The sequence below is a fragment of the Micromonospora sp. NPDC092111 genome (genome assembly GCF_044755745.1).
GTDB lineage: Bacteria > Actinomycetota > Actinomycetes > Mycobacteriales > Micromonosporaceae > Micromonospora.
Genome location: NZ_JBIVRQ010000001.1, coordinates 1,041,708 through 1,066,748 on the forward strand (window position 1 = coordinate 1,041,708; position 25,041 = coordinate 1,066,748).

Consider the following 25,041-nt stretch of genomic DNA (forward strand, 5'->3'; position numbering starts at 1 on the left):
CGGGTGGCGGGCTGAGCCGAGTGTTATGTCGGTTTCGTCGGGCGGGACCGCCGCCACCAGTGACCATTGCGCCGATGGAGCGCCTACGATGGTTCGAGACTGTCTAGGGGAGCGTTGATCCGTGTCGATTCTGGAAAAGGTCCTCCGCGCGGGCGAGGGCCGCATGGTGCGCCGGCTGAAGGCCATCGCCGCCGCCGTCAACTCGATCGAGGACGACTACGTCAACCTCACCGACGAGGAACTGCGGTCACTGACCGATCAGTACCGGGAACGGCTCGCCGACGGGGAGACCCTCGACGACCTGCTGCCGGAGGCGTTCGCCACGGTGCGCGAGGCGGCTGCCCGGGTGCTCGGCCAGCGGCCGTACGACGTGCAGGTGATGGGTGGCGCGGCGCTGCACTTCGGCAACATCGCCGAGATGAAGACCGGTGAGGGCAAGACGCTGACCTCGGTCATGGCCGTCTACCTCAACGCGCTCTCCGGCAAGGGCGTGCACGTGGTCACGGTCAACGACTACCTGGCCCAGCGGGACGCCGCCTGGATGGGTCGGGTGCACGAGTTCCTCGGCCTGACCGTCGGGGTGGTGCTGCCCAACCGGCCGGCCGCCGACCACCGCGCCGCGTACGAGTGCGACATCACCTACGGCACCAACAACGAGTTCGGCTTCGACTACCTGCGCGACAACATGGCCTGGTCGCACGACGAACTGGTCCAGCGCGGGCACAACTTCGCCGTGGTCGACGAGGTCGACTCGATCCTCATCGACGAGGCCCGGACCCCACTGATCATCTCCGGCCCGGCCGAGCACTCCGCCCGCTGGTACGGCGAGTTCGCCGGCGTGGTGGCCCGGCTCCAGCCCGGCACCGACGGCGAGGGCGACTACGAGGTCGACTACGCCAAGCGCACCATCGCGGTCACCGAGCGCGGCGTGGCCAAGGTCGAGGACCGGCTCGGCATCGACAACCTGTACGAGTCGGTGAACACGCCGCTGGTCGGCTACCTCAACAACGCGATCAAGGCCAAGGAGCTCTACAAGCGCGACAAGGACTACATCGTCAGCGACGGCGAGGTCCTGATCGTCGACGAGTTCACCGGTCGCATCCTGCACGGCCGCCGCTACAACGAGGGCATGCACCAGGCGATCGAGGCCAAGGAGGGGGTGGAGATCAAGCAGGAGAACCAGACCCTGGCCACCATCACCCTCCAGAACTACTTCCGCCTCTACGAGAAGCTGTCCGGCATGACCGGTACCGCCCAGACCGAGGCGGGCGAGTTCAACAAGGTCTACAAGGTCGGCGTGGTGACCATCCCGACCCACCGGCCGATGGTCCGCCAGGACCGCCCCGACGTCATCTACAAGACCGAGAAGGCCAAGTTCAACGCGGTCATCGAGGACATCGCCGAGCGGCACCAGGCCGGCCAGCCGGTGCTGGTCGGCACGGTCTCGGTCGAGAACTCCGAGATCCTGTCCCAGCTACTGCGCCGGCGGGGCATCCCGCACTCGGTGCTGAACGCGAAGTTCCACGCCCGCGAGGCGGAGATCGTCGCCCAGGCCGGTCGCAAGGGCGCGGTCACCGTCGCCACCAACATGGCCGGCCGAGGCACCGACATCCTGCTCGGCGGCAACGCCGAGTTCCTCGCCGCCAACGAGCTGCGCCAGCGCGGCCTCGACCCGGTCGAGAACGAGGAGGAGTACGCCAAGGCGCTGGAGGAGGTCATCCCCACCTGGAAGCAGGCGTGCGAGACCGAGGCCGAGGAGGTCGCCGCCGCCGGCGGCCTCTACGTGTTGGGCACCGAGCGGCACGAGTCCCGCCGGATCGACAACCAGCTCCGCGGTCGTGCCGGCCGGCAGGGTGACCCGGGCGAGTCCCGCTTCTACCTGTCCCTGCAGGACGAGCTGATGAAGCGGTTCCGGGCCGGCGCGGTCGAGGCGGTGATGGAGCGCTTCAACATCCCGGAGGACGTGCCCATCGAGTCGAAGATGGTCACCCGCCAGATCAAGAGCGCGCAGGCGCAGATCGAGGGCCAGAACGCCGAGATCCGCAAGAACGTCCTCAAGTACGACGAGGTGCTCAACAAGCAGCGCCAGGTCATCTACGCCGAGCGGCTGCGCGTGCTCAACGGCGAGGACCTCTCCGACCAGGTCCGCAACATGATCGACGACACCACCACCGCGTACGTCGTCGGCGCCACCAGCGACGGCTACGCCGAGGACTGGGACCTCGACCAGCTCTGGGCCAGCCTCAAGCAGCTCTACCCGGTGGGCGTGACCATCGAGGAGTTGGAGGAGGAGGTCGGTGCCCGGGCCGGCCTGGACCAGGACTTCCTGCTCGCCCGCCTCAAGGAGGACGCGCACGCCGCGTACGACCGGCGCGAGGAGACCCTCGGCGAGGAGGCCACCCGCCAGTTGGAGCGGATGGTGCTGCTCCAGGTCATCGACCGCAAGTGGCGCGAGCACCTCTACGAGATGGACTACCTCCAGGAGGGCATCAGCCTGCGGGCGTACGCCCAGCGCGACCCGGTCATCGAGTACCAGCGCGAGGGCTTCGACATGTTCGCCACCATGATGGACGGCATCAAGGAGGAGACGGTCGGCTTCCTCTACAACCTGGAGGTGCAGGTCCAGGAGCCGGAGGCCGAGGAGGTCCAGCTCCTGGAGAAGCCGGTCGAGATCCGTGCCAAGGGTCTCAACCGCGCGCCGCAGCAGCAGGGCCTGCAATACTCCGCCCCCACCATCGACGGCGAGGCCGGTGCGGGTGCGGTGGCGGTGGAGCGGCCCGAGCAGGAGGCGCCCGCTCTCGGCGTCGGGCGGGGGCAGACCCAGGCGCGGCCGGCCACCACGCCGCGCCGGCCGGCTGCCGCCGGGGCGAGCGGCCAGGCCGCCGCGGCCAGCACCGCCGGGCGTACCGCCCCGGCCGACCGGGCCGAGGCCGGCAACGGACCGTCCCGTAACGCGCCCTGCCCGTGCGGCTCCGGCCGCAAGTACAAGCGGTGCCACGGCGCGCCCAACGGCGGCGCCTGATCCGATCGCCGGGGTCGAGTGCCCCGGCCGGACGACATGACGTTGAGCCGCGGTCCCGCCCGGGACCGCGGCTCACGCCGTCCCCGTCCCCGTCCCCGTCCCGTCCCCGTCCCCGTCCCGGTCGGGGGTGATCGACTCCGATTCGGCGATGTGGCGGTGTCCACGTCGGTTCGATGCCGCCATGTCGCCGATGCGGAGTCGATCATGCCCCGCAGTCCGGTGAGAGCGGATCGGATGCCGACCGGAGGTGGTGTCGACGGCCCCGCCGGGGCGGGGCGGGACGGCCTGGGGCGAGGTGGCGACGGCCCGGGCCATGGCGTGGCGGCCCGGGGCGGGGCGTCGACGACACGGGGCAGGGCGTCGACGGCCCGGGCCAGGGCGTGGCGGCCCGGGGCGAGGCGTCGACGGCCTGAAACGTGGCGGCCCAGGGGGAAGGCGGTGGCGGCCTGGGGGGCGGGACGGCCTGGGACGTGCCGGCCTGGGGACGGTGGCGGCCTGGGGGCGGGACGGCCGGGGGCCTGGGGGCGTGGCGGCCTGGGGCGGGGCGGTGGTGGCCTGGGTCGGCTGGGTCAAATGACCTGGAGGGTCGTGCAGAGCCAGTTGCCCCGCCGGTGCTCCAGGCGCAGTGCCATCGCCCAGCACCGGCCCGCGCCAGCGACCACGGCGGCCACCTCGACTGCGGCGGGGCGGGGCTCGCAGACCCGGATCCGGCGCAGGTGTACGGCGGGCCGGGTCGAGCGGCGGCGTACCGGCCCGGTGCGGGCGGCGGCGCGGGCGAGCTGCTCGGTCACCTCGACGGTGCTCCCCGGCTCGACCAGGGCCCGGATCTGTGCGGGTGGCCGGTAGCCGTTGAGGATCTCCAGGCAGGTGCCGACGAACCGGTGTGCCGCGCGGGTCGCCTCCGGGGTGACGGTGGCCGAGGCGGGCAACGGCGGGGCGGGTGGACGCCCCGGGCCGGGCCGGGGGTCGTGCCGTCGGCCGGCCGGTCGACCGACGGGCGGCTGCCCCGCGCCGAACAGGTCGAGGGCGAGCTGCCCGGGTGGCCGGGGCCAGAGATCCGGTGCCTCGTCGAGGTAGGGCGGGTCGCTCACCGGCGCCGGACGCAACCGGATCGGCGGCCGGGACGGCCCCGGACGGCGAGAGTCGGCCATCAACGCACCCCTGATTCCCTTGCGTTTACCTTCGTTTGCCTCCGACAGCAACGATTGTCCGGCATGGCGCTGCCCAGGGTCAATGGCTCAGTGGTGCCGGTCGGTCACTCCGGGTCGCGGTCGATGAGCGGGTTCCCGCGTACCCACTCGGCCGTCTCGGCGTACTTGCGCTGGATGTACTCCTCCAGCCGGGCGCGCTCGACTCGCCACTGGCCCCGCCCGCCAATCTTGATCGCGGGCAGCTCGCCGCTGCGGACCATGTGGTAGACCTGCGAGTCCGACACGTTCAGCTCGGCGGCCACGTCGGAGAGCAGGAGAAACCTCGACTCCACGGAAACCCCCGGGGTTGGCATCGTTTGACTCAGTTTGCCACCGACCGGCACGCCGGCCCAGCATCGGCCGCCACTCCGGCGCCACTCCGGCCCCAGCATCGGCTGGCGCTCCGGCCCGGCACCCGGCCGTCATCCCGGCCCAGTCCGGTCTAGGCCCACAAGACGCCGGAGCACCGGGCCTCAGGGTGGGTGCGCCGTCCGCCCCGACCGCCGGCGTCGGCCCGCCGGTGGCGGCCCCAGCATTGGCCGGCACTCCGGCCCGGCCCCGGCTGGCCCTCAGCCCGGCACCGCCCGGCACCGACTGGCACCGACCGGTACCGCCCCAGCACCGCCCAGCACCGACCGGTACCGCCCAGCACCGACCGGTACCGCCCAGCACCGACCGATACCGCCCCAGCACCGCCCAGCACCGACCGGTACCGCCCCAGCACCGACCGGTACCGCCCCAGCACCGCCCAGCACCGACCGGTACCGCCCCAGCACCGCCCAGCACCGCCCGACACCGGCCGGCACTCCGGCCCGGCGCAAGCCGGCACCCCGCTCCGCGCCGGTCGGGTCCGAGGGCTGATCCGGGGCCGGGCGGCGGTCCGGGCCCGGTGCCGGCCGGGCCGGCGTACGGTGCGGCAGCTTCCACCGGGGCGGGTGCGGGGTGTATGACGGTCTCGGCGTACGGCATGATCGGCGCCCGGGACCGGCCCGCCGGCCGGTCCCCGAACGATCGGGGGAGACGACGGTGAGCGACGAGCTGGTCCGGGTGTACGTGCCGGCGACCGTGCCGATGCTGGCCCGGCTGCGGGAACAGGGGTTGCCGGCCACCGGCGCGCACGCGGTCACCCCCGCCCTGCGCGAGTGGTACGCCGAGGGCGACGAGGAGGAGTTGGAGTACGTCGCCTTCACCCGCGCCGCCCAGGACGCCCTGTACCTGCTGCGCGAGGACCCGGCCGCGCCCCGCCGCCGGGTGGTGATCTCGGTGGACCTGCCTGCCACGGCGGTCGGTCGGGGCGACGGCGAGCTCGGCTCCAGCGCGGTACGGCTCGACGGGCCGGTGCCGGTGCCGGCGGTGGCCGCGCTGCACGTGGACGGGGCCGAGGCGGTCGAGGACGTGGCCGCCGCCGCCGACGTGGTGGCCGAGGCGGTCGACGGTGACCCGGACGCCCAGTTCACCGTCGACGGGGCGGAGGACCACGAGCTGGAGTGGTACGACCCCTCCGAGCTGGAACTGCTGCTCCGCGCGGCCTCCTGACCGACGGTCGCCCGGCGGCCGGTGCCGGAGGTGGTGGGGCTCAGCCCTCGACGGGGTCGGGCTCGTCGTCGTCGCGCGGGGTGGGGCCGAGGGTGCGGCCGAACAGGATGAGCGCGGTCAGCGCGCCGACGAAGAGCACCCAGATGCCGTTGTCGACCCGCGAGGTGCCCATGCTGGTCTGGGCCACCGCGTCCGCCTCGCTCAGCGCGCCGGCCAGGTCCAGCAGGGTCCGGCCGCCGATCCGGATGATCACCTCGGCGAGCAGCAGGAGCAGGCCGGGGCCGGCCCCGGCGAGCAGGTACCCGGGCCAGCGCGGGGCCGGCGTGGCCGGGTCCTGGCGGACGGCCCGGCGGCGGGCCCAGGTGAGGTAGCCGAAGGCGAGCAGCCCGGCGACCAGGCCGGCGAGCAGCGACTCGGTGCGGGAGACCCACTTGGCGGCACCGACCAGCGATGCCTGGGAACCGTCGGAGCCGAACAGGTCGAAGAGCGGGTCGCGGGCCCGGCTGAACGCCACCACGAAGACCAGGGTGCCGAGGGCGGCGGTGACGACGGCACCGACCGGCCCCGGAGTGCGTGCTCCGGCGATCGCCCCGCCGATGATGGCCGCCGCCGCGCTGGTGCCGGCGATGGTGTTGGTGGTGGCGTTGTCGGCGTACGTCAGGTTGATCGTGATGGCGGTGCCGAGGCCGGTCAGCATGCCCGCGCCGATCGCCGCCGCGAAGCGGAGCGAGGCGCGGTCGCCGAGCCGGCGGGCGGCCAGCTCGCTCGCCGCCAGCGCGACGGCCGCCCCGGCGACCAGCGCGGCGGAGATCACCCCGGGGAGGGCGAAGGCGGAGAGGCTGATCGCGGTGAGGCCGGCCGCCGCGGAGTGGATCGCCTCCCGGGTCGACCAGAGCATCGCGGCCAGCCAGCCGACCGCCAGCAGGGCCAGCACCGGTGCCGCCGGGGCGTGCGCCGCCGACGTTGCCGGCCCGGTGGCGGTGTCGTCCCCGGCCGGGTCGGTGATCGCCGGCTGGTCCGGCTCCGCAGCCGTGGAGCTGCCGGGCTGGTTGCTCATCGTCTCCCCTTCGACCCCGCGCCCGTCCCGGCGTCGGGACGGGGCCTCCCATCGGCAACCCAGGGTACGCGGGCGCGCGGGACCGGCACCTATCGCAACGGCTCCGTCCTGCGGGCGATCCCAGGGTACGCGGGCGCGCGGGACCGGCCCCGCGCGCCGGGCGGCCCGGTCCCTCCGCGCCGGGCGGGGCCGGCCGGGTCGGCCGACGGACGCCGTGCGCCGGCTCGGGGCCGCGCCGCCGGTGCCGGCGGGCCCGATCGCGGTGACGGCCGGCGACGAGGCCGACTCCTGGGTTTCTTCGGCAGAACGGCGCATCAGGGTACGGATCAGTGCCGAACGGGCGTCCCCGCTTCTTGATCAATGGCGCGCGGCGGGCGGGGCGCGAGCCGGCCGGAACGGGCGTGGGAGAATCCCCGGAGGTCCCGCCGCCGCGACGGTCCGCCGCGCGGCGCCCGGCGTCCGGCCGTCCGGTCGGTGCCTGCGGGTCCGATTTCGCCACCGCCGTCGAGATCGCACAGGAGCCTGTGATGGACGCCGTGTTCTCCGTACCCGAGCCGCACAACGAGCCGGTACGCACCTACGAGCCGGGCAGCGCCGACCGGGATCGGCTCCAGCGGCGGCTGACCGAGCTGGCCGCCGAGCGGATCGACCTGCCGATGACCATCGCCGGCGAGCAGCGGATGGCCGGCGGCGACCCGATCGAGGTGGTCCAGCCGCACCGGCACGCGCACGTACTCGGTGTCACCGGCCACGCCACCCACGACGACGCCCGCGCCGCGGTCAGGGCCGCCCGGGACGCCGCCCCGATGTGGCGGGCGCTGCCGTTCGAGGAGCGGGCCGCGATCTTCCTGCGCGCCGCCGAACTGCTGGCCGGCCCGTGGCGGGACACCCTCAACGCGGCCACCATGCTCGGCCAGTCCAAGACCGCCGTCCAGGCGGAGATCGACGCGGCCTGCGAGTTCATCGACTTCCTCCGGTTCAACGTGCACTTCGCCCGGGAGCTGCTGGAGGCGCAGCCGAAGTCGTCGCCGGGGGTGTGGAACCGGTTCGACCACCGTCCCCTGGAGGGCTTCGTCTACGCGGTCACCCCGTTCAACTTCACCGCGATCGCCGGCAACCTGCCCTCCGCGCCGGCCCTGCTCGGCAACACCGTGGTCTGGAAGCCGGGCCCGACCCAGCAGTTCGCCGCGCACTTCACCATGCGGCTGTTCGAGGCGGCCGGCCTGCCGCCGGGCGTGATCAACATGGTCACCGGTCGGGGCGAGGAGGTCTCCGACGTGGTGCTCGCCGACCCGGACCTGGCCGGCATCCACTTCACCGGCTCGACCAAGGTGTTCCAGTCGCTGTGGCGCACCGTCGGCGAGAACATCGCCTCCTACCGGGGTTACCCCCGGCTGGTCGGCGAGACCGGCGGCAAGGACTTCGTCGTGGCGCACCCCAGTGCCGACGCGGACGCCCTGCACACCGCGTTGATCCGGGGGGCCTACGAGTACCAGGGCCAGAAGTGCTCGGCCGCGTCCCGGGCGTATGTGCCCCGGTCGCTCTGGGAGGGCGGGCTGCGTGACCGGCTGGCCGCCACCGCCGACTCGCTGACCTACGGCGACGTCACCGACTTCCGCAACTTCGGCGGCGCGGTGATCGACGACAGGGCGTTCGCCCGGCACACCGCCGCACTGGAGCTGATCAACTCGGACGACGCCTGCCGGCTGATCGCCGGCGGCACCGCCGACGACTCGGTTGGCTACTTCGTCCGGCCGACCCTCTTCGAGTGCTCGGACCTGGCGCACGAGACCTTCACCACCGAGTACTTCGGCCCGATCCTCGGCGTGCACGTCTTCGACGACGCCCGCTTCGACGAGGTGGTGACCCAGGCCGAGTCGATCGCCCCGTACGCGCTGACCGGTTCGATCTTCGCCACCGACCGCCGGGTGGTCGACGCGGTGGCCGAGAAGATGCGGTACGCGGCGGGCAACTTCTACATCAACGACAAGCCGACCGGCGCGGTGGTCGGGCAGCAGCCCTTCGGCGGGGCCCGGGCCAGCGGCACCAACGACAAGGCGGGCTCCTGGCACAACCTGGTCCGCTGGATGTCGCCCCGGACGATCAAGGAGACGTTCGTGCCGCCGACCGACCACACGTACCCGCACATGGGCTGAACCGGCGACGGCCGCCGGTGGCGCGACCCCGCGTCACCGGCGGCCCACCCCGGCCCGTGCCGGTCGGGCCCACCCCGGCCCGTGCCATCGGCGGTGCCGGCCCGCGCCGGCCGTGCCCTGGGCGGTGTCGGGACCGGGTCGGGACGCCCGTTCGGTGGGCGGGGTGCGCTGGTGGGGTGCCCACCGGGACGGGTGGCGGCGGGCCTGGTCGGCCGTCCGGCCGGGCCGGCGACGCCGTCCGGCCGGTAGCCATCGATAGTCCTGGCGCCACTGTCGTCGGCCGACAGTGCACATTGGAAATCCTCCCGGGTGGCAAATCCGGAAATCCTGGACGCCGCGACGGCAAAGTGGCAGCTTAGAGGGCATGGCGGATTCCGGAGTCAACCCCACCGCGGCGGCCCTGTTGGGGCTGCTGCACGAGGGGCCGATGACAGGCGGCCAGTTGATGGCCGCCGCTGAGCGCCGACTGGCGCCGTACTGGTCGATGACCCGCAGTCAGGTCTACCGCGAGTTGCCGGTGCTGGCCGAGCGGGGTTTCGTGCGGCTGGGCAAGCCCGGTCCGCGGATGAGCCAACCGTACGCGATCACCGCGTCCGGCAAGCGGACGTTCTCCCGCTGGCTGGCGGAGAACCCCGGCCGGGACACCATCCGCAACCCGATCGCCCTGCGCATCGCCTTCGGTAACCTGCACTCGGCCAGCCAGCTCAAGAACCTCTACGCCTCGGCGAACGACTACCACACCGAGGCCCTGGCGTACGTCCGGGAACAGGTCAAGAGCGCCAAGAAGGAGGGCGACGACTACGACGCCAGCGCGTTGGAGTTCGCCGTCGCCTACCACAAGGCCGCCCTGTCCTGGCTCAAGAGTGCCCCGGTCGGCTGATCATCCGCGCTGGTCGGTGGTGTGACGTGAGCGGACCGCCGCACGCACAGTACGCTTGTCTGTCGTGACCGCTGCCGATTACGCCGAACAGCTCAAGGAACTCGACGCGACCCTGCGCAACATCGAGTCGGTGCTCGACCTCGACCGCCTGCGGGAGGAGAAGGCCCGGCTGGAGGAGCAGGCGTCCGCGCCGGATCTCTGGGACGACCAGGCCAAGGCACAGCAGGTGACCTCGCAGCTCTCGTACGTCAACGGCGAGATCAGCAAGCTGGGCAGCCTGCGCGCCCGCCTGGACGACGCCCGGGTCCTGCTGGAGCTGGCCGAGGCCGAGAGCGACTCCGGGGTGCTGGGCGAGGTCGAGTCGGAGATCGCCGGGCTGGGCAAGGCCATCCAGGAGATGGAGGTCCGCACCCTGCTCTCCGGCGAGTACGACTCCCGGGAGGCGCTGGTCGCCATCCGGGCGGGCGCCGGTGGCGTGGACGCCGCCGACTTCGCCGAGATGCTGCTGCGGATGTACCTGCGCTGGGCCGAGCGGCACGGCTACCCGACCGAGGTCTACGAGACCTCGTACGCCGAGGAGGCCGGCCTGAAGTCCGCCACCTTCACGGTGAAGGTCCCGTACGCCTACGGCACCCTGAGCGTCGAGTCGGGCACCCACCGGCTGGTCCGGATCAGCCCGTTCGACAACCAGGGCCGCCGGCAGACCAGCTTCGCGGGGGTCGAGGTGCTGCCGGTCACCGAGCAGACCGACCACATCGACATCCCGGAGAACGAGGTCCGGGTGGACGTCTACCGCTCCTCCGGCCCCGGCGGGCAGAGCGTCAACACCACCGACTCCGCGGTGCGGCTCACCCACATCCCCACCGGCATCGTGGTGACCTGCCAGAACGAGAAGTCCCAGTTGCAGAACAAGGCCTCCGCGATGCGGGTGCTCCAGGCCCGGCTGCTGGAGCGCAAGCGGCAGGAGGAGCAGGCGAAGCTCCAGGGTCTGAAGGTCGACACCACCGGCTCGTGGGGCGACCAGATGCGCTCGTACGTGTTGCACCCGTATCAGATGGTGAAGGATCTCCGAACCGAGCAGGAGACCGGCAATCCGTCCTCGGTCTTCGACGGTGAGCTGGACAGCTTCATCGAGGCCGGTATCCGCTGGCGCAAGCAGCAGCAACTCGCCAACGACGCTGCGTGATCGACCGTGGACGGGGCGCGTCATCGATCTACGGTTGACCGGGTGAATCGATGACGCGCCTCGCTTCGGTGGGGCGTGGCACTTGGCTCTGCGGTTACACCGCGTAGACTCACCACCCGTGATTCAGCTTGAGCAAGTGACGAAGACGTACCCGAAGGCGTCCCGGCCTTCGCTCGACAACGTGTCCGTCTCGATCGAGAAGGGCGAGTTCGTCTTCTTCATCGGGCCATCCGGCTCCGGCAAGTCCACGATCATCAAGATGCTGCTGCACGAGGTCAGCCCCAACAAGGGTCGGGTCGTCGTGAACGGCAAGGACGTCACCTCGATGCGTTCCTGGAAGCGGCCCCACTTCCGGCGTTCGATCGGGTGCGTCTTCCAGGACTTCCGGCTGCTGCCGAACCGCACCGCCTACGAGAACGTGGCGTTCGCCCTGGAGGTGATCGGCAAGACCAAGGCGGTCGCCCGCCGGGTCGTGCCCGAGGTGCTGGAGTTGGTGGGTCTCGGTGGCAAGGAGCACCGTTACCCGCACGAGCTCTCCGGTGGCGAGCAGCAGCGGGTCGCGGTCGCCCGGGCGTTCGTGAACCGCCCGCTGATCCTGCTCGCGGACGAGCCGACCGGTAACCTGGACCCGGACACCTCGATCGAGATCATGCGCCTGCTGGACCGGATCAACCGCACCGGCACGACCGTCGTGATGGTCACGCACGACTCCAACATCGTGAACCAGATGCGCCGTCGCGTGGTCGAGATCGAGAGTGGCCGCATCGTGCGCGACCAGGCCCGCGGCGTCTACGGGTGAGCCGGCGCTCCACCCCTGCCGTACACCCTGACGATCACCTCACGCCGGAGAGCCGGAGGAACACCCGATGCGGATGAAGTACGTCCTGTCCGAGGTACTGGTCGGACTGTGGCGCAACGTCACCATGACCGTCGCGATGATCATCACGATGGCGGTGTCGCTGACCATGCTCGGCGCCAGTGGCCTGATGTACAAACAGGTCGGCGACATGAAGGACCTCTACTACAAGAACGTCGAGGTCTCGATCTTCCTGAAGACCGAGGTCACCGAGCAGCAGCGCACCGACCTCGACGCCAAGTTGAAGGGCGACCCCCTGGTCAAGGAGGTCATCTACGTCAACAAGGACGAGGCGTACAAGACCTTCAAGGAGATGTACCAGGACGCTCCCGACCTGGTGAACGCCGTGAAGGCGGACCTGCTCCCCGAGTCGTTCCGGCTCAAGCTGGTCGACCCGGAGCAGTACAAGGACATCTACGACCAGTACAAGGACTCCGAGGGCGTCGACGTGATCGTCGACCAGAGCCGGCTGCTGGACAAGATCTTCAACGTGCTCACCGCGATCCAGAACATCGCGCTGGCCGCGGCGGTGGTGATGGCGATCGCCGCGCTGCTGCTGGTCGCCAACACCATCCAGGTGGCCGCGTACAGCAAGCGGCGTGAGGTCGCGGTCATGAAGCTGGTCGGCGCGTCGAACTGGTTCATCCAGGCGCCGTTCGTGCTGGAGGCGGTGGTCGCCGGCCTGGTCGGGTCGCTGCTGGGCCTGGTCGCGCTGATCGGTGCGAAGCAACTCCTGTTCAACGGGTCGCTCAAGGCGCTCCAGGGGCTGCTCTCGCCGGTCCAGTGGTCGGACATCTTCCTGATGTTCCCGCTGATGGCCGGCGTCGGCGGGCTGGTCAGCGCGGTGACCGCCTGGGTCACGCTCCGCTTCTACCTGCGGGTCTAGTCACCGTAGGGCTCTCCGTCAGGACCCTCCCGTGCCGGAATAAACGGCGCGGGAGGGTCCTTGTCGTTCGGGTAGCATGATCTCCGCTCGCCGGCCGGTCGGCCGGTGCGCGTACCGGAAGGGGGGTGGCGCCGGATGCCACGGGAAAAGGGTCGCAAGGTGGTCGCCTCCAACAGGAAGGCCCGGCACGACTACGCCATCCTCGACACCTACGAGGCGGGCATGGCGTTGACCGGCACCGAGGTGAAGTCGCTGCGGGCGGGGCGGGCCTCGCTGGTGGACGCCTTCGCCCAGGAGCGTGACAACGAGCTGTACCTGCACGGGATGCACATCCCGGAGTACACCCAGGGCACCTGGACCAACCACGAGCCCCGGCGGACCCGCAAGTTGCTGCTCAAGCGCCTGGAGATCGACCGGCTGATCGGCAAGACCCGCGAGGGCGGCCTGACCATGGTGCCGTTGCAGGTCTACTTCTCCGACGGCTGGGCCAAGGTGGAGATCGCCCTGGCCAAGGGCAAGAAGTCGTACGACAAGCGACAGGACCTCGCCAAGCGGGACGCCGACCGGGAGATCGCCCGGGTGTCGGGCCGGCGCGGCAAGGGAATGGACGACTGATTCGTCCCTTTCGTCCGGGTCGGCGCGCCGGCTCGGGGCTCGGGATGAAACCCGTTGCGGGAGGCGTTAGGCTTGTCGGTGCCGCCACAGGGGCGGCCGATCGAGGGGGTGACTGGTTTCGACTTCGTACGCAGCGACAGGGGAAGCGAGCCGAGGAAGCCGACGTCGTCTCGAGAATCGTTCGTCGGAAACCAATAAGCGCCAAGAACAATCGCGCTGACTTCGCTCTCGCCGCCTGAGGCGAGTAGTGAGTCTGTCGGCCTGGGAGCGCCTTCGACCCAGTTAGCCGGCATCAGCTAGAAGGCTGGCCAACCGGACCCGGTCGCGGGGTCCGTGCGGCGAGATCAATCAGCGACTGGGCCCGTCACACCAACTCGCTCGCGTGAGCGGTGGGGCCGAGTAGAGGCATAGCGAGCTGCGCTCGGAGAAGCCCTGACAAACCGGCGAAGGACCCGGGTTCGATTCCCGGCACCTCCACCACCTCGGGTGCGCCCCGGTCCACCGGACCGGGGCGCACAGTCGTATCCGGCCCCGGTTCGCGCGCCGGCCCGGCGGGTGGCCCGCGGAACCGGCCGGCGGTGGGCGGCGTCCTACTGGCATGCGTCGACGTCTCGCCCTGCTGGGCCTGCCCCTGGTGGTCACCGCGGTCGGCTGTGCCCCGGCCGGTTCTTCGCCCGGCGGCGGCCCGGACCACCGCTGGGCGGCCTTCGACCAGCGGGCCGGCGAGGTCGCCGAGGCGTGGCGGCCCGGTCCGGCCTGGTCGACCGGGTACGTGCCGTTGCAGGATGCCACGGTGCTCGTCGGCGACCCCGGCTTCACCCCGGACACCGAGGCCGCGTTCCGCGCCGGGTGGTACCGGGAGCAGGTCGAGGTGCCGGGGGCCACCCCCGCCGACGCGGCGATCCGTTTCCCGGACGGGGCCCTGACCGTGCCGCTGGTCAGCGCGACCGAGGCGTACCGGCAGCTCGACCAGGGTGATCCGCCGACCTGCGACGGGCGGCCCCGGGAGCCGCAGCGGCCCGGCCCGGACGGCGCGACCTCCACCCAGGCCGCGCAGCCGTGCGTCCCGCTCACCGTCACCGGGGTGCGGCTCGGCAGCGCCGAGGTCCGCACCAGTCGGGGGGTGGCCGACGTGCCGGCCTGGTTGTTCACGGTGGAGGAGCTGACCGCCCCGGTCGCCCGGCTCGCGGTGGACCCGAGCGCGGTCACCGCCGTGCCCGAGCCGACCGCCCCGACCTGGCCCGCCACCAACGGCGTGGTCGGCGCCGACCAGCTCCAGCGGGTGGACGGCGCCCGGCTCACCTACACGGTCGCCATGGGTGCCTGCGACAGCGGGCCCACCGCCCTGGTGCGGGAGCGCGACGACGTGGTGGTGGTCGGCGGTGGCGTGGTCCGGGGCACCGGCGACTGCGTGGCGATGGCGGTGTTCAAGCCGGTCACCGTGACGCTGAAGGCGGCGCTCGGCGGTCGCCCGGTGCTCGACGTCGGCACCGGTGCGGTGCTGACCCAGCGGAGCCGCTGAGGATCACAGGAGCCGGGGCACGTCGGTGCTGATCGGCGCGGGCAGCACCGTCGGCCCGTCGGCGCGCAACGCCTCGGCCAGCGCGTCGCCCAGCTCGTCGAGCGGGTCGACCACCCGGGTGGCGCAGCCGTAGCCCCGGGCGATCGCGGTGATGTCCAACCCGGGCAGGTCCAGTCCGGGTACCCCGGGGGTGGCCTTCAGCTCGGCGAACGCCTTGAGGATGGCGTACTGCTGGTTGACCGGGACCAGCACGACCACCGGCAGCCGCAGCCGCGCGGCGGTCCACAGCGCCTGCACCGAGTAGTGGAACGAGCCGTCCCCGATCACCGCGACCACCGGCCGGCCCCGCCCGGTGTCCCGCTCCGCCAGGGCGATGCCGACCGCGGCCGGCAGACCGTAGCCGAGCCCGCCGCTGGCCATGGTGAAGTACGACGCCGGTCGGGTCACCGGCAGCCGGCGGCGCAGCGCGGCCAGGTTGGACGGCGACTCCTGGACCAGCACCCCGTCGGCCGGCCAGTGGGCGGCCAGCGCGGCGAAGAGCGCGTCCGCGTCCGGCGGGTCGGCCGGCTCCGGCGGCGGTGGCGCCGCCCGGGGCTGCGGCGGCGGCCGGTCGGCCGCCGGGAGCAGGTCCAGCAGGGCGGCCAGGGTCAGCCCGGCGTCGCCGAGCAGGCTGTCGCCGACCGGGGCCCGGGCCGCCTCGTCCGGGTCGTCGGTGACGTGCAGCAGCCGGGCCCCCGGCGGCAGGTGGTCGCCGGGTACGTGCGGGTAGTAGCGGAACACCGGCGCGCCGACCACCAGCACCGTGTCGTGCCCGGTCAACTTCTCGGCCAGCGGGGCGATCGCGTAGGGCAGCACCCCCCGGTAGTGCGGGTGGTGCTCCGGGAAGGCGGCCCGCTCCGGCGCCGGGGCGGACCAGACCGGCGCGGCCAGCCGCTCCGCCACCGCCGCCGCCACCGGCCACGCCGTGGCCCGGTCCACCGCCGCCCCGAGCACCAGCACCGGGTTGCGGCTGGCGGCCAGCAGCGCGGCGAACTCCCGCAGTCGCCGGGGGTCGGGGGCGAACCGGGTGGACACCGTCCGCACCTGCGGCGGCGGGTCGGCCGGCTGGTGCCAGTCGTCCAGCGGCAGGGAGAGGAAGACCGGGCCCGTCGGGGGTTGCGCCGCCGTCGCGTACGCCCGCATGAACGCCGCCGGGATGTCCTGCGCCCGGACCGGTTCGTGGCTCCACTTGACGTACGGGTGGGGCAGCTCGGTCGCCTGCCGGCTGGCCAGCCGGGGCTCCATCAGCAGCATCTCCCGGCTCTGCTGCCCGGCGGTGACGATCAGCGGGGTCCGGTTGTGCCAGGCGGTGACCAGGTTGCCCATGCCGTTGCCGGTGCCCGGTGCGGTGTGCAGGTTGACGTGCGCCGGCCGGCCGGTGGCCTGTGCGTACCCGTCGGCCATCGCCACCGCCGACGCCTCGTGCAGGGCGTGCACGTAGTGGAAGTCGGCCGGGAAGTCCTGGAGGAACGGCTCCTCGGTCGAGCCGGGGTTGCCGAAGACCGTGGTCAGGCCCAGGGCACGGAGCAGGTCGTAGGTGGTCTCCTGGACGGTCGCCATCGCCCCCCGCCTCCGTGTCGCGGCCCGTGCCGCTGCCCGCCGGACCACGGTGAGCCGTCCCCGACCTGCCGAATCTATCCAGCAAGAGGGGACGACTCGGGTGCTTTGCCGCGTACCGGGCCGGTCGGGTGCCGGCGGGCAGCCGCTCAGGGCAGCGGGAACGGGGTCCTGATGCCGTCGAGGGCGTGCCCGCACGGGCAGTCCCGATCGGTCGGCAGCGCGGCCACCGCGTCCAGCAGCACTCCGCGCAGCCGGTCGGTGTTCTCCGCGAAGACCCGGAACACCTCCTCCTGGGTGACCGACTCACCGGCCTCGACCCCGGCGTCCAGGTCGGTGACGAGCGCGATGGAGGTGTAGCAGAGGGCCAGTTCGCGGGCGAGCACCGCCTCCGGGTGGCCGGTCATGTTCACCACCGTGCCGCCCATCGAGGCGTACCAGCGGGACTCCGCACGGGTGGAGAAGCGGGGCCCCTCGACCACCACCACCGTGCCGCCGTCCACCGCCGGCACGTCCCGGCCGGCCGCCGCGCCGAGCAGGGTACGCCGCCCCACCGGGCAGTACGGGTCGCCGAACTGCACGTGCACCGCGCCCTGGTCGTAGTAGGTCTGGGTACGACCGCTGGTCCGGTCGACGAGCTGGTCGGGCACCACGAACGTGCCGGGACCCAGCTCGGGGCGGAGCCCGCCCACCGCGCACGGGGCGAGCACTTGGCGCACCCCGAGCGCGCGCAGCGCCCACAGGTTCGCCCGGTACGGGATCAGGTGCGGCGGGTGGCGGTGGTCGCGTCCGTGCCGGGGCAGGAAGGCCACCGGGCGACCGCCCACAGCGGCGATGGTGACCGTGTCGGAGGGAGCCCCGTACGGCGTCTCCAGCTCGTGCTCGGTCGGGTCGTCGAGCAGGGCGTACAGCCCCGAACCGCCGATCACCGCGATGTCTGCCGTCGGACCCATCGAGCCTCCCGCATCCGCTCTCGATCACCTGTCGGTCAGACCTTAGCCACCGCACCGGGTGCAGGCTATGGTGCCAGGCATGGCGGTGAGAGCACGGATGGTCGGTGGTGCCCGGTTGTCGGACCCGGTGCACGGCTGACGATGTCCGAGACGCAGGGGGAGGGACCGGCGATCGGCGGTCGTGCCATGGAGTCGATGACCGGGCGGCTGCTGGTCGCGGCGCCGGGCCTCAAGGATCCGAACTTCGACCGTACGGTGGTGCTGCTGGTCGCCCACGAGGCCGGCGGGGCCCTCGGCGTGGTGCTCAACCGTGCCACCGAGGTTCCGGTCGCGGACGTGCTCGGCGACTGGAGCGATCTCGCCCGCCATCCGGCGGTGCTCTTCGAGGGCGGTCCGGTGCAGCCGGACTCGGCGATCTGCCTGGCCCGGATGCGGCACCCGATGCGGCGGCTGAAGGGCTTCCAGCAGATCTCCGGCGCGGTCGGCACCGTCGACCTGTCGGCCGACCCGGAGCAGATGCGGGACGGCATCGGTGGCATCCGGGTCTTCGCCGGCTACTCCGGATGGGGCTCCGGCCAGCTCGAACAGGAGATCGAGGACGGGTCCTGGTTCGTGCTCGACGCGCTGCCCGGGGACGCCTTCGTCGACCGCCCGGACGACCTCTGGCCGATGGTGCTGCGCCGGCAGGGCGGCATGATGGCGGCGGTCGCGCATTTCCCGCCGGACGTGGCGCTGAACTGAATCCGGGGGTACCCCCGCGAGATGACCATGCCGCGCGGCGTGTGTATAGTTCTCTCCGTGCCCGGGTGACCGGGACGACCGCAAGGGGCCGTGGCGCAGCTGGTAGCGCACCACACTGGCAGTGTGGGGGTCAGGGGTTCGAGTCCCCTCGGCTCCACCTTGTGTCTGTGCAGGTCAAGCGGCATTTCTCATTGAGGGATGCCGCTTTTCTTGATCTTTTGGTCACAGATTTGGTCGCAGATGCGCCCCACACTCGCCTCCAGGCGACAAGATCGACAAAGGGGCCGGGACCACGCTCTACCTGGTGTTTCATGTGGCTCGTGGTGCAAGAGCTTGCGGGAGTGAAAATGTGGGGCGTGATCACGCCGTGAAGGTGTCAGCCGAGTCGAGTTGAGCAACCTGTGTCAGATGCGGCTTTGCCCCCTTGCTCTCGATGGGAAAAGGTCGTTCCGACCCGCTTTGGCCAGAGATAGCCGGTGCCGCGAGAAGAGACCAGCTACACGGGCCGAGGGTGCCCTCGATGTCGAGGTACTGCCGCACGGCGCCGACCACCGCAGATGACGGCACGCCGGCTCCAGCGACGTTGAGGTGCACCGGGCTGCGTCCGGCCATTGACGAGAAGGCGCTCATCCGCTGATGCCTCCCACGTTGACGGGCGTTTTCTCGTCACTGGTCCACAGGTGCCTGACCGAGCTGAGCGCGGCGACCGAGATCAGGCCGAGGGCGACGAGACCGGCTGCCAGGCCCCAGGAGACCCGTGGGTCGGTCCTCGCCATGAGCGGCAGGAACAACAGGGGAGCAAACCAACACGCCGATGTTCACGCCGGCGGCATACAGGCCGATGTTGCGCGCCTTCAAGGCGGCGGAGACCGGCACGACGGTACTGTTCGTGACCCATGACATCGACGAGGCCGTGTACCTCCCCGACCGGGTGGTCGTGCTGTCCCAGGGCCCCTCCGTCGTCGTGGCGGACCTACCGGTAACCCTCGACCAGATCGCGACCAAGCAGACCCTGCTCTTCGGTGAACTCCGCGAGCACGTCTATTCCCTGGTCAATGGCGTCGCAGTGGCGGACCTCCCTGTCGGGAGAGCCGAGCTGACCGGCCGGCCGGGCCGCGCCGGCGCGGCCGGCGGCGGGACGGGCCTCTCGGGGAGGCCCGTCCCGCCGCCGGCGTCCCTGACCAGCCCTGCCGCTCAGGACGCACCAGGACCCGCCACGCGGGAAGGTCCCCTTCAGGGCATGGGAGCCGAGGCTGAACTGCGGACGAATTGCCTGCTTGGCGATCCCCCGAGGCGTTGGGGCGATAGCTGGCGGCTGTAGACCTGGATCAGGTCGTCGGTGTTCCGGAAGATGATGATGTAGGACGTTCCGTTGGGTCCGGTCACCGGTGTCATGGTTGGATCGGTCGCTGCGTTTTCGGCTTTATCGGGGTCAGGGTTCAACTGCTGCCACTGGCCCCAGCTCGACGATCCCGGCGCCGTTTCAAAGATGTGGTACAGCGTGTTGTCAGTTCCGCGAACGGCGATGGCGGTACGGCCGGACGGTGGGTCCAGAATGGTGTCGGGTGATCCGATGGCAGTGCGGCTTCCCACCTGTTGCCAGGTTGTGGGCCAGGTGCCGTCCAGGTTCTGGAACTTGGTCGAGATGTGACCGCTAGCGTTACGGATCACGATGCGCAGGCGATGCGCGGTCGAGAGCAGCACCGCCGGAATTCCCTCTGCAGTGCCACCTAGATCGGTCCAGCTCGACAGCGCGCCATCGGCGAAATACAGGGCTGTCTTTACCGTGCCGGTGGCGCTGACCGCCACCAGCCGAGCATCCTCGCCGTCCTTGACTACGGAAACTGTGCCGGTTAGGTCAGCGTCACCGAGGCTCTTCCAGAGGGGTGCTGCTCCTTCCTGACGATAGTTCCACAGCCGCCCGTCTGTCGATGTGTTTAACTCTAGGATATTGGATTTTAGGAGAATGGATGATTGGTGATGCTTCCAGGGAATGATGCCGCGCTTGCTGAGGCGGTAGACTCTCACCTCGCTCGGGGGCCTGTTACTGATGAGGTTGCCTACGCGGTCCAGCGGCGATTCCCTGGAGCCGTCGACTCTGTGGAGCGCTGGATTCGCGTCGCGGTAGCGGCATGCGACTGGGGTAAGGTCGGGCGTTTCGCGAACTTGGGCGCGAAATTGCATGCTCCCGGTCTCGGCCGGGTGATAATGGACCTGCTTGAGGCGAACCATGCTGGCCTCAATGAGGAGGATCTTGTTGATATCCTCGGCGAGGTAAGGGTGGTCGATGCGGCAGGTGTGATATTCCGAGTCGTCAAGCGTTCCCTTGAATCTGATGCTCCCGCCTACTGGTTATGCCAGAAGGCGATACTTGCCCTGAGTGAGCTTGAATCCGATGAGGCGAATCGGTATCTGTCGGAGATGACGACTGATTCGTGGCCAAGCCCGATTCGTTGGCATGCTGCAGTGGCGCTGTGTATCGAAGATGAACTCGGTTTCGACGAAGACTCGATGATGGCGTAAGTAATCCGATGTTCTGAGTGGAAGTTGTGTTGCGCCTGACAGCTAAGGTTGGCGAACACTGCCTTGATGGTTACCGCCATCGACCAAACTGAGTCGATACATTTTCGATGCCGAATCTCCGAGAGCGCTTGGGATGTGTGTTGGTCGGGTGTGTCGCACGGTGGGTGCGATCGATGAAGTGGACTCGGTCGGTAGATGGGTATGGACCGAGTGCGGCGGTATCCGTCCGATCTGACCGATGGCGAGGTGGCTGTTGACACGAATGCTGTGACAGATGCCTTGTCTGGTGCAAAGACTACTGCAGTAGATACCGCCTTGGCGGGACGTTCCCGGTCCTCTCGCCCACTGCTCATCGCGAACTACTCGAAGGCGGTCACTCGACAGATGCGATCGGTAATTGGTTGTCGGGGCGAGGAGGACGGCTTCCACCGGTGAAGGCATTGCATCCCTACAGGCTCAACTCAGAGGGATGTGGAAGGGAAAGTTATTTAATCCGATGATTGCCGACGATGATGCTTCGGTCCTACACTCGGCGATTCAGGATGGATTGTCGATCATTACAAATGATAAGAGATTTTACAAAATATTGAAAGGCTAGGATATTCAAGCGAAAGATATTGATTGTCGCTTGACGTTTGGCATACCTGTTGCCTTCAATTCAGTTCAAGAGGTAGCTTTGGGGGGCAGATGAATGCGTGACAGTGAACTTGATGAGATCGAAGAGTTGTGCTCTGCGGCCACTCCGGGCCCTTGGTTTGTCAGGACTTTGGATGACGAATCTGCCATGAATCTTGTTGCAGTGAGCACTGCTCCCGACACTGGTGCTGCGGAGAGGTGGCCAAACTTTGACTGTCGAGAAATAGTTGCCGCTACGTTGGTGCAGCATCCGCGTTACGTTGACTCTGCTGACGAGTGCTGGGACGAAAACGCCGCCTTTATTGCTATGGCGCGGGATTCTGTGCCGCGCCTTGTGGAAGAAGTCCGGCGCCTTCGGGCTTTGCTCACGAGTAAGGATCATTTTCAATGAAGTGTTTTCCGCAGTGCGTGTCAAATTATGCGTGTGGGATGTGCCGATTTGTTGACTCGGTAGCAGGGCAGGTATATGAAGTCATTCTGCGACGGGTCCGTGCGGCAGCAACGCAGTTCTGAATTTGGCCGGTGACGGTCGGCCCGCCAAGGCAACGGCATCCGACTGCTCTCGGTGTTCTTGCACTGCGGGTGGGACGCCGTGGCCGGTGAGCTGATCGCCGTCGGCAACATAATGCTCCCGGAGCGGCTACCTCATCTCACCTGGGCCGGCAGGCTGATGGGTCGGGGTGGCTCGTTTGTCCCAACAGCTTCACGGGCGACACGAAGGTCCTGATGGCCGATGGCAGCCACAAGCCTATCCGTGATGTGAATCTCGGCGACAGGGTTCTGGCCACCGACCCCACCACGGGGCGGACCGCGCCGCGAGTAGTCACCGCTCTGATCGTCGGCAGCGGCACCAAGCAACTCGTCGACATCACCGTCACCGTGGACGGCCCCCAGGGCAGCCGCGCCGAAACGATCACCGCCACCGCCGGACATCCCTTCTGGATCGCCGACCAGCACCAATGGCGCGAAGCCAAGGACCTCAAGCCGGGTTACACCTTCGAAACCGCCGACCATCGACCAGCAGCCGTAGCGGCCACACACCACCGCACCCAACCCGAGGTGGTACACAACCTCACCGTCGACACCGTCGACACCCTCCACACGTACTATGTGCTAGCCGGCAACACGCCGGTCCTCGTCCACAACTGTGGCGAGGCGGCTGATGATTTGCTGGACTTTGCGGATGAAGCTCTGAACATGGCTCCAGAAGTGCGCCCGAATGTTGCGACTAGTATTACCTCTGCGGACGGATCGCAAGTCAGGTTCGCCTACGCAACGGATACGCGGTCCGGAGTTATGCCTCCGCAAACCGCGCGAGCTGTGGCTAACTCAGGTCATCATGGTGGGTGTGGGGAAGTTGGGTGCGCTATTCAGTTCGAGAAAGCGGGTATTCCTCTTGAAGGATCGACATTTCAGTCGGTCAGGATCGGTGGAGGTGGCAGGGGTAACGCCTACCCGCTTGAGGACCACGGTAGCCTGATTGGCCCTTGTCCAGCCTGTCAGCGGTTCTTGCCCCTTATAGGTGGAAGAGGGTAGGCAATGTCACTTCCGTCGGAGCTGCGGGCAGCGCTACAGAACTTGCGCAGGATTCGTTCAGAAAGGCCGGTTGGTGATTGTGATCCAGAATCGTATGCCGTCTGGCGAGACCGGATTGCGGATGCCCTGGAATCGCTGTCCGCTGTCCTGTTGTATGACGAAGATCGTCGCAAGGCCGTTGCCGAATCGGTCGCGGCGCGCAATGAGGCGGCGAATATTCGAGCTAAACTGAATAAGCCAGCCTGACTTGTTGGTGATTTGTTGTGAGCCGGCGTTTCGGGCCCACCAAGTGCAAGCCGGAGCGATTACGCATGGTAGTGACCGACTATCACGGGATGCTGACGGGCGCTCGGGTTGCCGTCACGTTGCCGTCACGAGCTTGGGCAGTATGCGCACGTATCGATGTCCTCGGTGGCACGGATCGTCGCTGGCACGCCTTCCGGTGGTGTGCCGCGCAGCGGTGCGGCGTCGATCTGAAGAACCGGCCGTCGTGGGTGGTTGGTGAAGGGATCGTTACGGCCTCAGCCAACTGGGTTGATCTTGCTCTTGGTCGGTGGCATGGCCTTGGTGGACGTGTGCGCGGGGCCTTAACCTCGGTCTTTCATCTCGGTCCGCCTTGATGGGCGCTCTGAACAGCAAGGTCGGGTTGGACCATGGGGCAAGCCGGTTCCTCGACGGCGCGGACGGATTTGAGGGGCTCTCGTTCTGGCCTCGGGCGCTCGGCTTCCTCGGTAGCTCATCCGACACGGCGGCCCCCACACTCTACCGCGTCACAGAAGGTGTCACAGAACAAGATCAAAAAGCCGACATCGGCCGGCAGTGTGCGATATAAGCCGGCATAGCTGTAGACCTATATCCCCACTTCCTGGCAGGATTCGGCATAGCTGGATATTGATCGTGACAAGGATCACCTTTCTGGCAGTGTGGGGGTCAGGGGTTCGAGTCCCCTCGGCTCCACTTGCGTTTCTGCAAACAAGCCGGCATCAGTCATCGACTGGTGTCGGTTTTTTGTGGCCTCTGGTCGCCGTTGTGGTCCCACGACCGCCGCACACCGGTCCCTCCGGAAGGCCGGGAGAAGTGGCGGCGAAAGGCGTCCTCCAACTGCGGATTCGGGCCGTCCGGGTCGTTTGGCTCGGCTTGGGCGAAGACGTGCGGCGTACCGGTGCCGTCGAGCGGCGCCCGTGGTCGGTGGGACAATGGGTTCATGCCCCTTGACCAGGTACGCGACCTGATCGCTCGGCACGTCAGGCCGGATCTTCGTACGGCCATGGATGACGTGCTGATCTTCAAAGCCGACAAGCCGTTTCCCCCCAAGCCAACCACATATGGGAAGGTCTTCGCATTCGTCGCTCAAGGGACGAAACGCTTCGGACTCGGTGACCAGATTTACGAGTACCGGGCGGGGCAGTACCTCGTGGTGTCGGTGGACCTGCCGGTCACGGCGCACTTCAGCGCGGCGAGCCCGGACCAACCGGGGCTCGGCGTGGGGCTGACGCTCGATCCCACCGCCATTGCCGACCTGCTGCTGCAAGCGCCGGCCGACCTCGTGCCCGGCGGCGACGAGGGCGCGCCTTCCGGGCTGGCCATCAGCACGGCCTCCACCGAGCTGCTCGACGCGGTGTTGCGGCTGTTGCGGCTGCTTGACACCCCACGCGACATTCCCGTGCTGGCGCCGATGATCAAGCGCGAGATTCTCTGGCGGCTGATCACCAGCGAACAGGGCCCGGTCATCCGGCAACTCGGGCAGCCCGACAGCATTCTGAGCCACATCACCCGCGCGGTCCGTTGGATACGCGACAACTACCGCGAGCCGTTCCGGGTCGAGATGGCGGCACAGCAGGCGGGCATGAGCGTCTCGGCGTTCTACCGCAACTTTCAGGCGCTCACCTCGTTGAGCCCGATCCAGTATCAGAAGCAGATCCGGCTCCATCAGGCCCGGCTTCTGCTCGCCTGCGACGCCACGGACATCGCGGGCACCAGCCGCCTCGTGGGTTACGACAGCCCGTCGCAGTTCAGCCGCGAGTATCGTCGCCAGTTCGGTGCGCCGCCGAGACTCGACGCGATGCGTCTGCAACAGCCCGTGCTGGCGCCACTTTCCTGACGAACCGCCCGCACCCGGCTGGGGTGGTGCAGCCTGGCGTCGCCTGCCA

The 25,041-nt window shown here is 69.4% G+C and carries 21 protein-coding genes, 1 tRNA gene and 1 other RNA gene; 15 read left to right on the forward strand and 8 right to left on the reverse strand.

All coding sequences use genetic code 11. From position 1 onward, the window contains the following. The first annotated feature begins 121 nt into the window (after nucleotides 1–121). On the forward strand, nucleotides 122–3,022 hold the full coding sequence (gene secA, locus ACIQG9_RS04360; RefSeq protein ID WP_400398317.1) for a preprotein translocase subunit SecA: 2,901 nt from the start codon (nucleotides 122–124) through the stop codon (nucleotides 3,020–3,022). 569 nt (nucleotides 3,023–3,591) lie between these two features. Here secA and ACIQG9_RS04365 read toward each other — a convergent pair. After that, complete coding sequence (locus ACIQG9_RS04365; protein WP_400398319.1) at nucleotides 3,592–4,173, reverse strand: Rv3235 family protein; 582 nt, start codon at nucleotides 4,171–4,173, stop codon at nucleotides 3,592–3,594. Nucleotides 4,174–4,277: 104 nt separating this feature from the next. Beyond that, nucleotides 4,278–4,526 (reverse strand): helix-turn-helix domain-containing protein, encoded by a 249-nt coding sequence (locus tag ACIQG9_RS04370; RefSeq protein WP_400398321.1) that lies wholly within the window; start codon nucleotides 4,524–4,526, stop codon nucleotides 4,278–4,280. 712 nt (nucleotides 4,527–5,238) lie between these two features. On the opposite strand from ACIQG9_RS04370, the gene ACIQG9_RS04375 reads away from it, so the two are divergent. Then, the gene (locus ACIQG9_RS04375; RefSeq protein ID WP_400398323.1) at nucleotides 5,239–5,748 is read left to right on the forward strand and encodes a DUF6912 family protein; all 510 of its coding nucleotides are present in this window, start codon (nucleotides 5,239–5,241) and stop codon (nucleotides 5,746–5,748) included. A 40-nt stretch (nucleotides 5,749–5,788) separates the two neighbouring features. On the opposite strand, the gene ACIQG9_RS04380 is transcribed toward ACIQG9_RS04375, so the two are convergent. Then, nucleotides 5,789–6,805 carry a hypothetical protein gene (locus ACIQG9_RS04380; protein WP_400398325.1) on the reverse strand — a complete coding sequence of 339 codons (1,017 nt, stop codon included), beginning with the start codon at nucleotides 6,803–6,805 and terminating at the stop codon, nucleotides 5,789–5,791. Between the two features lie 527 nt (nucleotides 6,806–7,332). Between ACIQG9_RS04380 and pruA the strand changes: the two genes are divergently transcribed. The 8 genes from pruA (at nucleotide 7,333) to ACIQG9_RS04420 (ending at nucleotide 14,906) form a co-directional block, all read left to right on the forward strand. Further along, nucleotides 7,333–8,961 (forward strand): L-glutamate gamma-semialdehyde dehydrogenase, encoded by a 1,629-nt coding sequence (pruA, locus tag ACIQG9_RS04385; protein WP_400398327.1) that lies wholly within the window; start codon nucleotides 7,333–7,335, stop codon nucleotides 8,959–8,961. Between the two features lie 364 nt (nucleotides 8,962–9,325). After that, complete coding sequence (locus ACIQG9_RS04390) at nucleotides 9,326–9,841, forward strand: PadR family transcriptional regulator (protein ID WP_400398329.1); 516 nt, start codon at nucleotides 9,326–9,328, stop codon at nucleotides 9,839–9,841. A gap of 64 nt (nucleotides 9,842–9,905) precedes the next feature. After that, entirely contained in the window at nucleotides 9,906–11,027 is a 1,122-nt protein-coding gene (gene prfB, locus ACIQG9_RS04395) for a peptide chain release factor 2 (RefSeq protein ID WP_400398331.1), read from the forward strand. Nucleotides 11,028–11,145: 118 nt separating this feature from the next. Then, the gene (gene ftsE / locus ACIQG9_RS04400) at nucleotides 11,146–11,826 is read left to right on the forward strand and encodes a cell division ATP-binding protein FtsE (protein WP_109802316.1); all 681 of its coding nucleotides are present in this window, start codon (nucleotides 11,146–11,148) and stop codon (nucleotides 11,824–11,826) included. Between the two features lie 67 nt (nucleotides 11,827–11,893). After that, complete coding sequence (gene ftsX, locus ACIQG9_RS04405; protein WP_400398332.1) at nucleotides 11,894–12,769, forward strand: permease-like cell division protein FtsX; 876 nt, start codon at nucleotides 11,894–11,896, stop codon at nucleotides 12,767–12,769. A gap of 135 nt (nucleotides 12,770–12,904) precedes the next feature. Beyond that, nucleotides 12,905–13,384, forward strand: coding sequence for an SsrA-binding protein SmpB (gene smpB, locus ACIQG9_RS04410; protein WP_400398334.1), 480 nt, complete (start codon nucleotides 12,905–12,907; stop codon nucleotides 13,382–13,384). A 104-nt stretch (nucleotides 13,385–13,488) separates the two neighbouring features. Continuing rightward, nucleotides 13,489–13,864: a transfer-messenger RNA gene (gene ssrA, locus ACIQG9_RS04415) on the forward strand. Nucleotides 13,865–13,982: 118 nt separating this feature from the next. Beyond that, nucleotides 13,983–14,906 carry a hypothetical protein gene (locus ACIQG9_RS04420; RefSeq protein WP_400398336.1) on the forward strand — a complete coding sequence of 308 codons (924 nt, stop codon included), beginning with the start codon at nucleotides 13,983–13,985 and terminating at the stop codon, nucleotides 14,904–14,906. Nucleotides 14,907–14,909: 3 nt separating this feature from the next. On the opposite strand, the gene mdlC is transcribed toward ACIQG9_RS04420, so the two are convergent. Further along, nucleotides 14,910–16,505 (reverse strand): benzoylformate decarboxylase, encoded by a 1,596-nt coding sequence (mdlC, locus tag ACIQG9_RS04425; protein WP_400398338.1) that lies wholly within the window; start codon nucleotides 16,503–16,505, stop codon nucleotides 14,910–14,912. A gap of 146 nt (nucleotides 16,506–16,651) precedes the next feature. Then, nucleotides 16,652–17,455, reverse strand: coding sequence for an S-methyl-5'-thioadenosine phosphorylase (locus ACIQG9_RS04430; protein WP_400398340.1), 804 nt, complete (start codon nucleotides 17,453–17,455; stop codon nucleotides 16,652–16,654). A 141-nt stretch (nucleotides 17,456–17,596) separates the two neighbouring features. On the opposite strand from ACIQG9_RS04430, the gene ACIQG9_RS04435 reads away from it, so the two are divergent. Together ACIQG9_RS04435 and ACIQG9_RS04440 are read left to right on the forward strand one after the other, a co-directional pair. Next, the gene (locus ACIQG9_RS04435) at nucleotides 17,597–18,196 is read left to right on the forward strand and encodes a YqgE/AlgH family protein (protein ID WP_400398342.1); all 600 of its coding nucleotides are present in this window, start codon (nucleotides 17,597–17,599) and stop codon (nucleotides 18,194–18,196) included. A gap of 84 nt (nucleotides 18,197–18,280) precedes the next feature. Further along, nucleotides 18,281–18,353, forward strand: a tRNA-Ala gene (locus ACIQG9_RS04440). Nucleotides 18,354–18,556: 203 nt separating this feature from the next. Here the strand turns inward: ACIQG9_RS04440 and ACIQG9_RS04445 are convergent. The 3 genes from ACIQG9_RS04445 to ACIQG9_RS04455 form a co-directional block, all read right to left on the reverse strand. Beyond that, nucleotides 18,557–18,826 (reverse strand): hypothetical protein, encoded by a 270-nt coding sequence (locus ACIQG9_RS04445; protein WP_400398344.1) that lies wholly within the window; start codon nucleotides 18,824–18,826, stop codon nucleotides 18,557–18,559. Continuing rightward, nucleotides 18,823–18,987 (reverse strand): hypothetical protein, encoded by a 165-nt coding sequence (locus tag ACIQG9_RS04450; protein ID WP_400398346.1) that lies wholly within the window; start codon nucleotides 18,985–18,987, stop codon nucleotides 18,823–18,825. The genes ACIQG9_RS04445 and ACIQG9_RS04450 overlap by 4 nt, the downstream gene beginning before the upstream one ends. Before the next feature lie 442 nt (nucleotides 18,988–19,429). Continuing rightward, nucleotides 19,430–20,428, reverse strand: a complete 999-nt coding sequence (locus ACIQG9_RS04455) for a hypothetical protein (protein WP_400398348.1) — start codon at nucleotides 20,426–20,428, stop codon at nucleotides 19,430–19,432. Between ACIQG9_RS04455 and ACIQG9_RS04460 the strand changes: the two genes are divergently transcribed. The 3 genes from ACIQG9_RS04460 (at nucleotide 20,405) to ACIQG9_RS04470 (ending at nucleotide 24,992) form a co-directional block, all read left to right on the forward strand. Continuing rightward, nucleotides 20,405–20,719 carry a hypothetical protein gene (locus tag ACIQG9_RS04460; RefSeq protein ID WP_400398350.1) on the forward strand — a complete coding sequence of 105 codons (315 nt, stop codon included), beginning with the start codon at nucleotides 20,405–20,407 and terminating at the stop codon, nucleotides 20,717–20,719. The genes ACIQG9_RS04455 and ACIQG9_RS04460 overlap by 24 nt on opposite strands. Nucleotides 20,720–22,081: 1,362 nt before the next feature. Further along, nucleotides 22,082–22,891: a polymorphic toxin-type HINT domain-containing protein gene (locus ACIQG9_RS04465; RefSeq protein WP_400398351.1), complete on the forward strand. Its 810-nt coding sequence runs from the start codon at nucleotides 22,082–22,084 to the stop codon at nucleotides 22,889–22,891. 1,204 nt (nucleotides 22,892–24,095) lie between these two features. Beyond that, complete coding sequence (locus ACIQG9_RS04470; RefSeq protein WP_400398353.1) at nucleotides 24,096–24,992, forward strand: AraC family transcriptional regulator N-terminal domain-containing protein; 897 nt, start codon at nucleotides 24,096–24,098, stop codon at nucleotides 24,990–24,992. The last annotated feature ends 49 nt before the right edge of the window (nucleotides 24,993–25,041 follow it).

Coding starts and splice junctions, on each gene's coding strand:
- ACIQG9_RS04365 (WP_400398319.1), bottom strand. CDS start 4,173: ATGGCCGACTCTCGCCGTCCGGGGCCGTCCCGGCCGCCGATCCGGTTG.
- smpB (WP_400398334.1), top strand. CDS start 12,905: ATGCCACGGGAAAAGGGTCGCAAGGTGGTCGCCTCCAACAGGAAGGCC.
- pruA (WP_400398327.1), top strand. CDS start 7,333: ATGGACGCCGTGTTCTCCGTACCCGAGCCGCACAACGAGCCGGTACGC.
- ACIQG9_RS04420 (WP_400398336.1), top strand. CDS start 13,983: ATGCGTCGACGTCTCGCCCTGCTGGGCCTGCCCCTGGTGGTCACCGCG.
- ACIQG9_RS04435 (WP_400398342.1), top strand. CDS start 17,597: ATGTCCGAGACGCAGGGGGAGGGACCGGCGATCGGCGGTCGTGCCATG.
- ACIQG9_RS04445 (WP_400398344.1), bottom strand. CDS start 18,826: ATGAGCGCCTTCTCGTCAATGGCCGGACGCAGCCCGGTGCACCTCAAC.
- ACIQG9_RS04380 (WP_400398325.1), bottom strand. CDS start 6,805: ATGAGCAACCAGCCCGGCAGCTCCACGGCTGCGGAGCCGGACCAGCCG.
- ACIQG9_RS04465 (WP_400398351.1), top strand. CDS start 22,082: ATGGCCGATGGCAGCCACAAGCCTATCCGTGATGTGAATCTCGGCGAC.
- mdlC (WP_400398338.1), bottom strand. CDS start 16,505: ATGGCGACCGTCCAGGAGACCACCTACGACCTGCTCCGTGCCCTGGGC.
- ACIQG9_RS04370 (WP_400398321.1), bottom strand. CDS start 4,526: ATGCCAACCCCGGGGGTTTCCGTGGAGTCGAGGTTTCTCCTGCTCTCC.
- ftsX (WP_400398332.1), top strand. CDS start 11,894: ATGCGGATGAAGTACGTCCTGTCCGAGGTACTGGTCGGACTGTGGCGC.
- ACIQG9_RS04460 (WP_400398350.1), top strand. CDS start 20,405: ATGGACCTGCTTGAGGCGAACCATGCTGGCCTCAATGAGGAGGATCTT.
- ACIQG9_RS04430 (WP_400398340.1), bottom strand. CDS start 17,455: ATGGGTCCGACGGCAGACATCGCGGTGATCGGCGGTTCGGGGCTGTAC.
- ACIQG9_RS04455 (WP_400398348.1), bottom strand. CDS start 20,428: ATGGTTCGCCTCAAGCAGGTCCATTATCACCCGGCCGAGACCGGGAGC.
- ACIQG9_RS04470 (WP_400398353.1), top strand. CDS start 24,096: ATGCCCCTTGACCAGGTACGCGACCTGATCGCTCGGCACGTCAGGCCG.
- ACIQG9_RS04390 (WP_400398329.1), top strand. CDS start 9,326: ATGGCGGATTCCGGAGTCAACCCCACCGCGGCGGCCCTGTTGGGGCTG.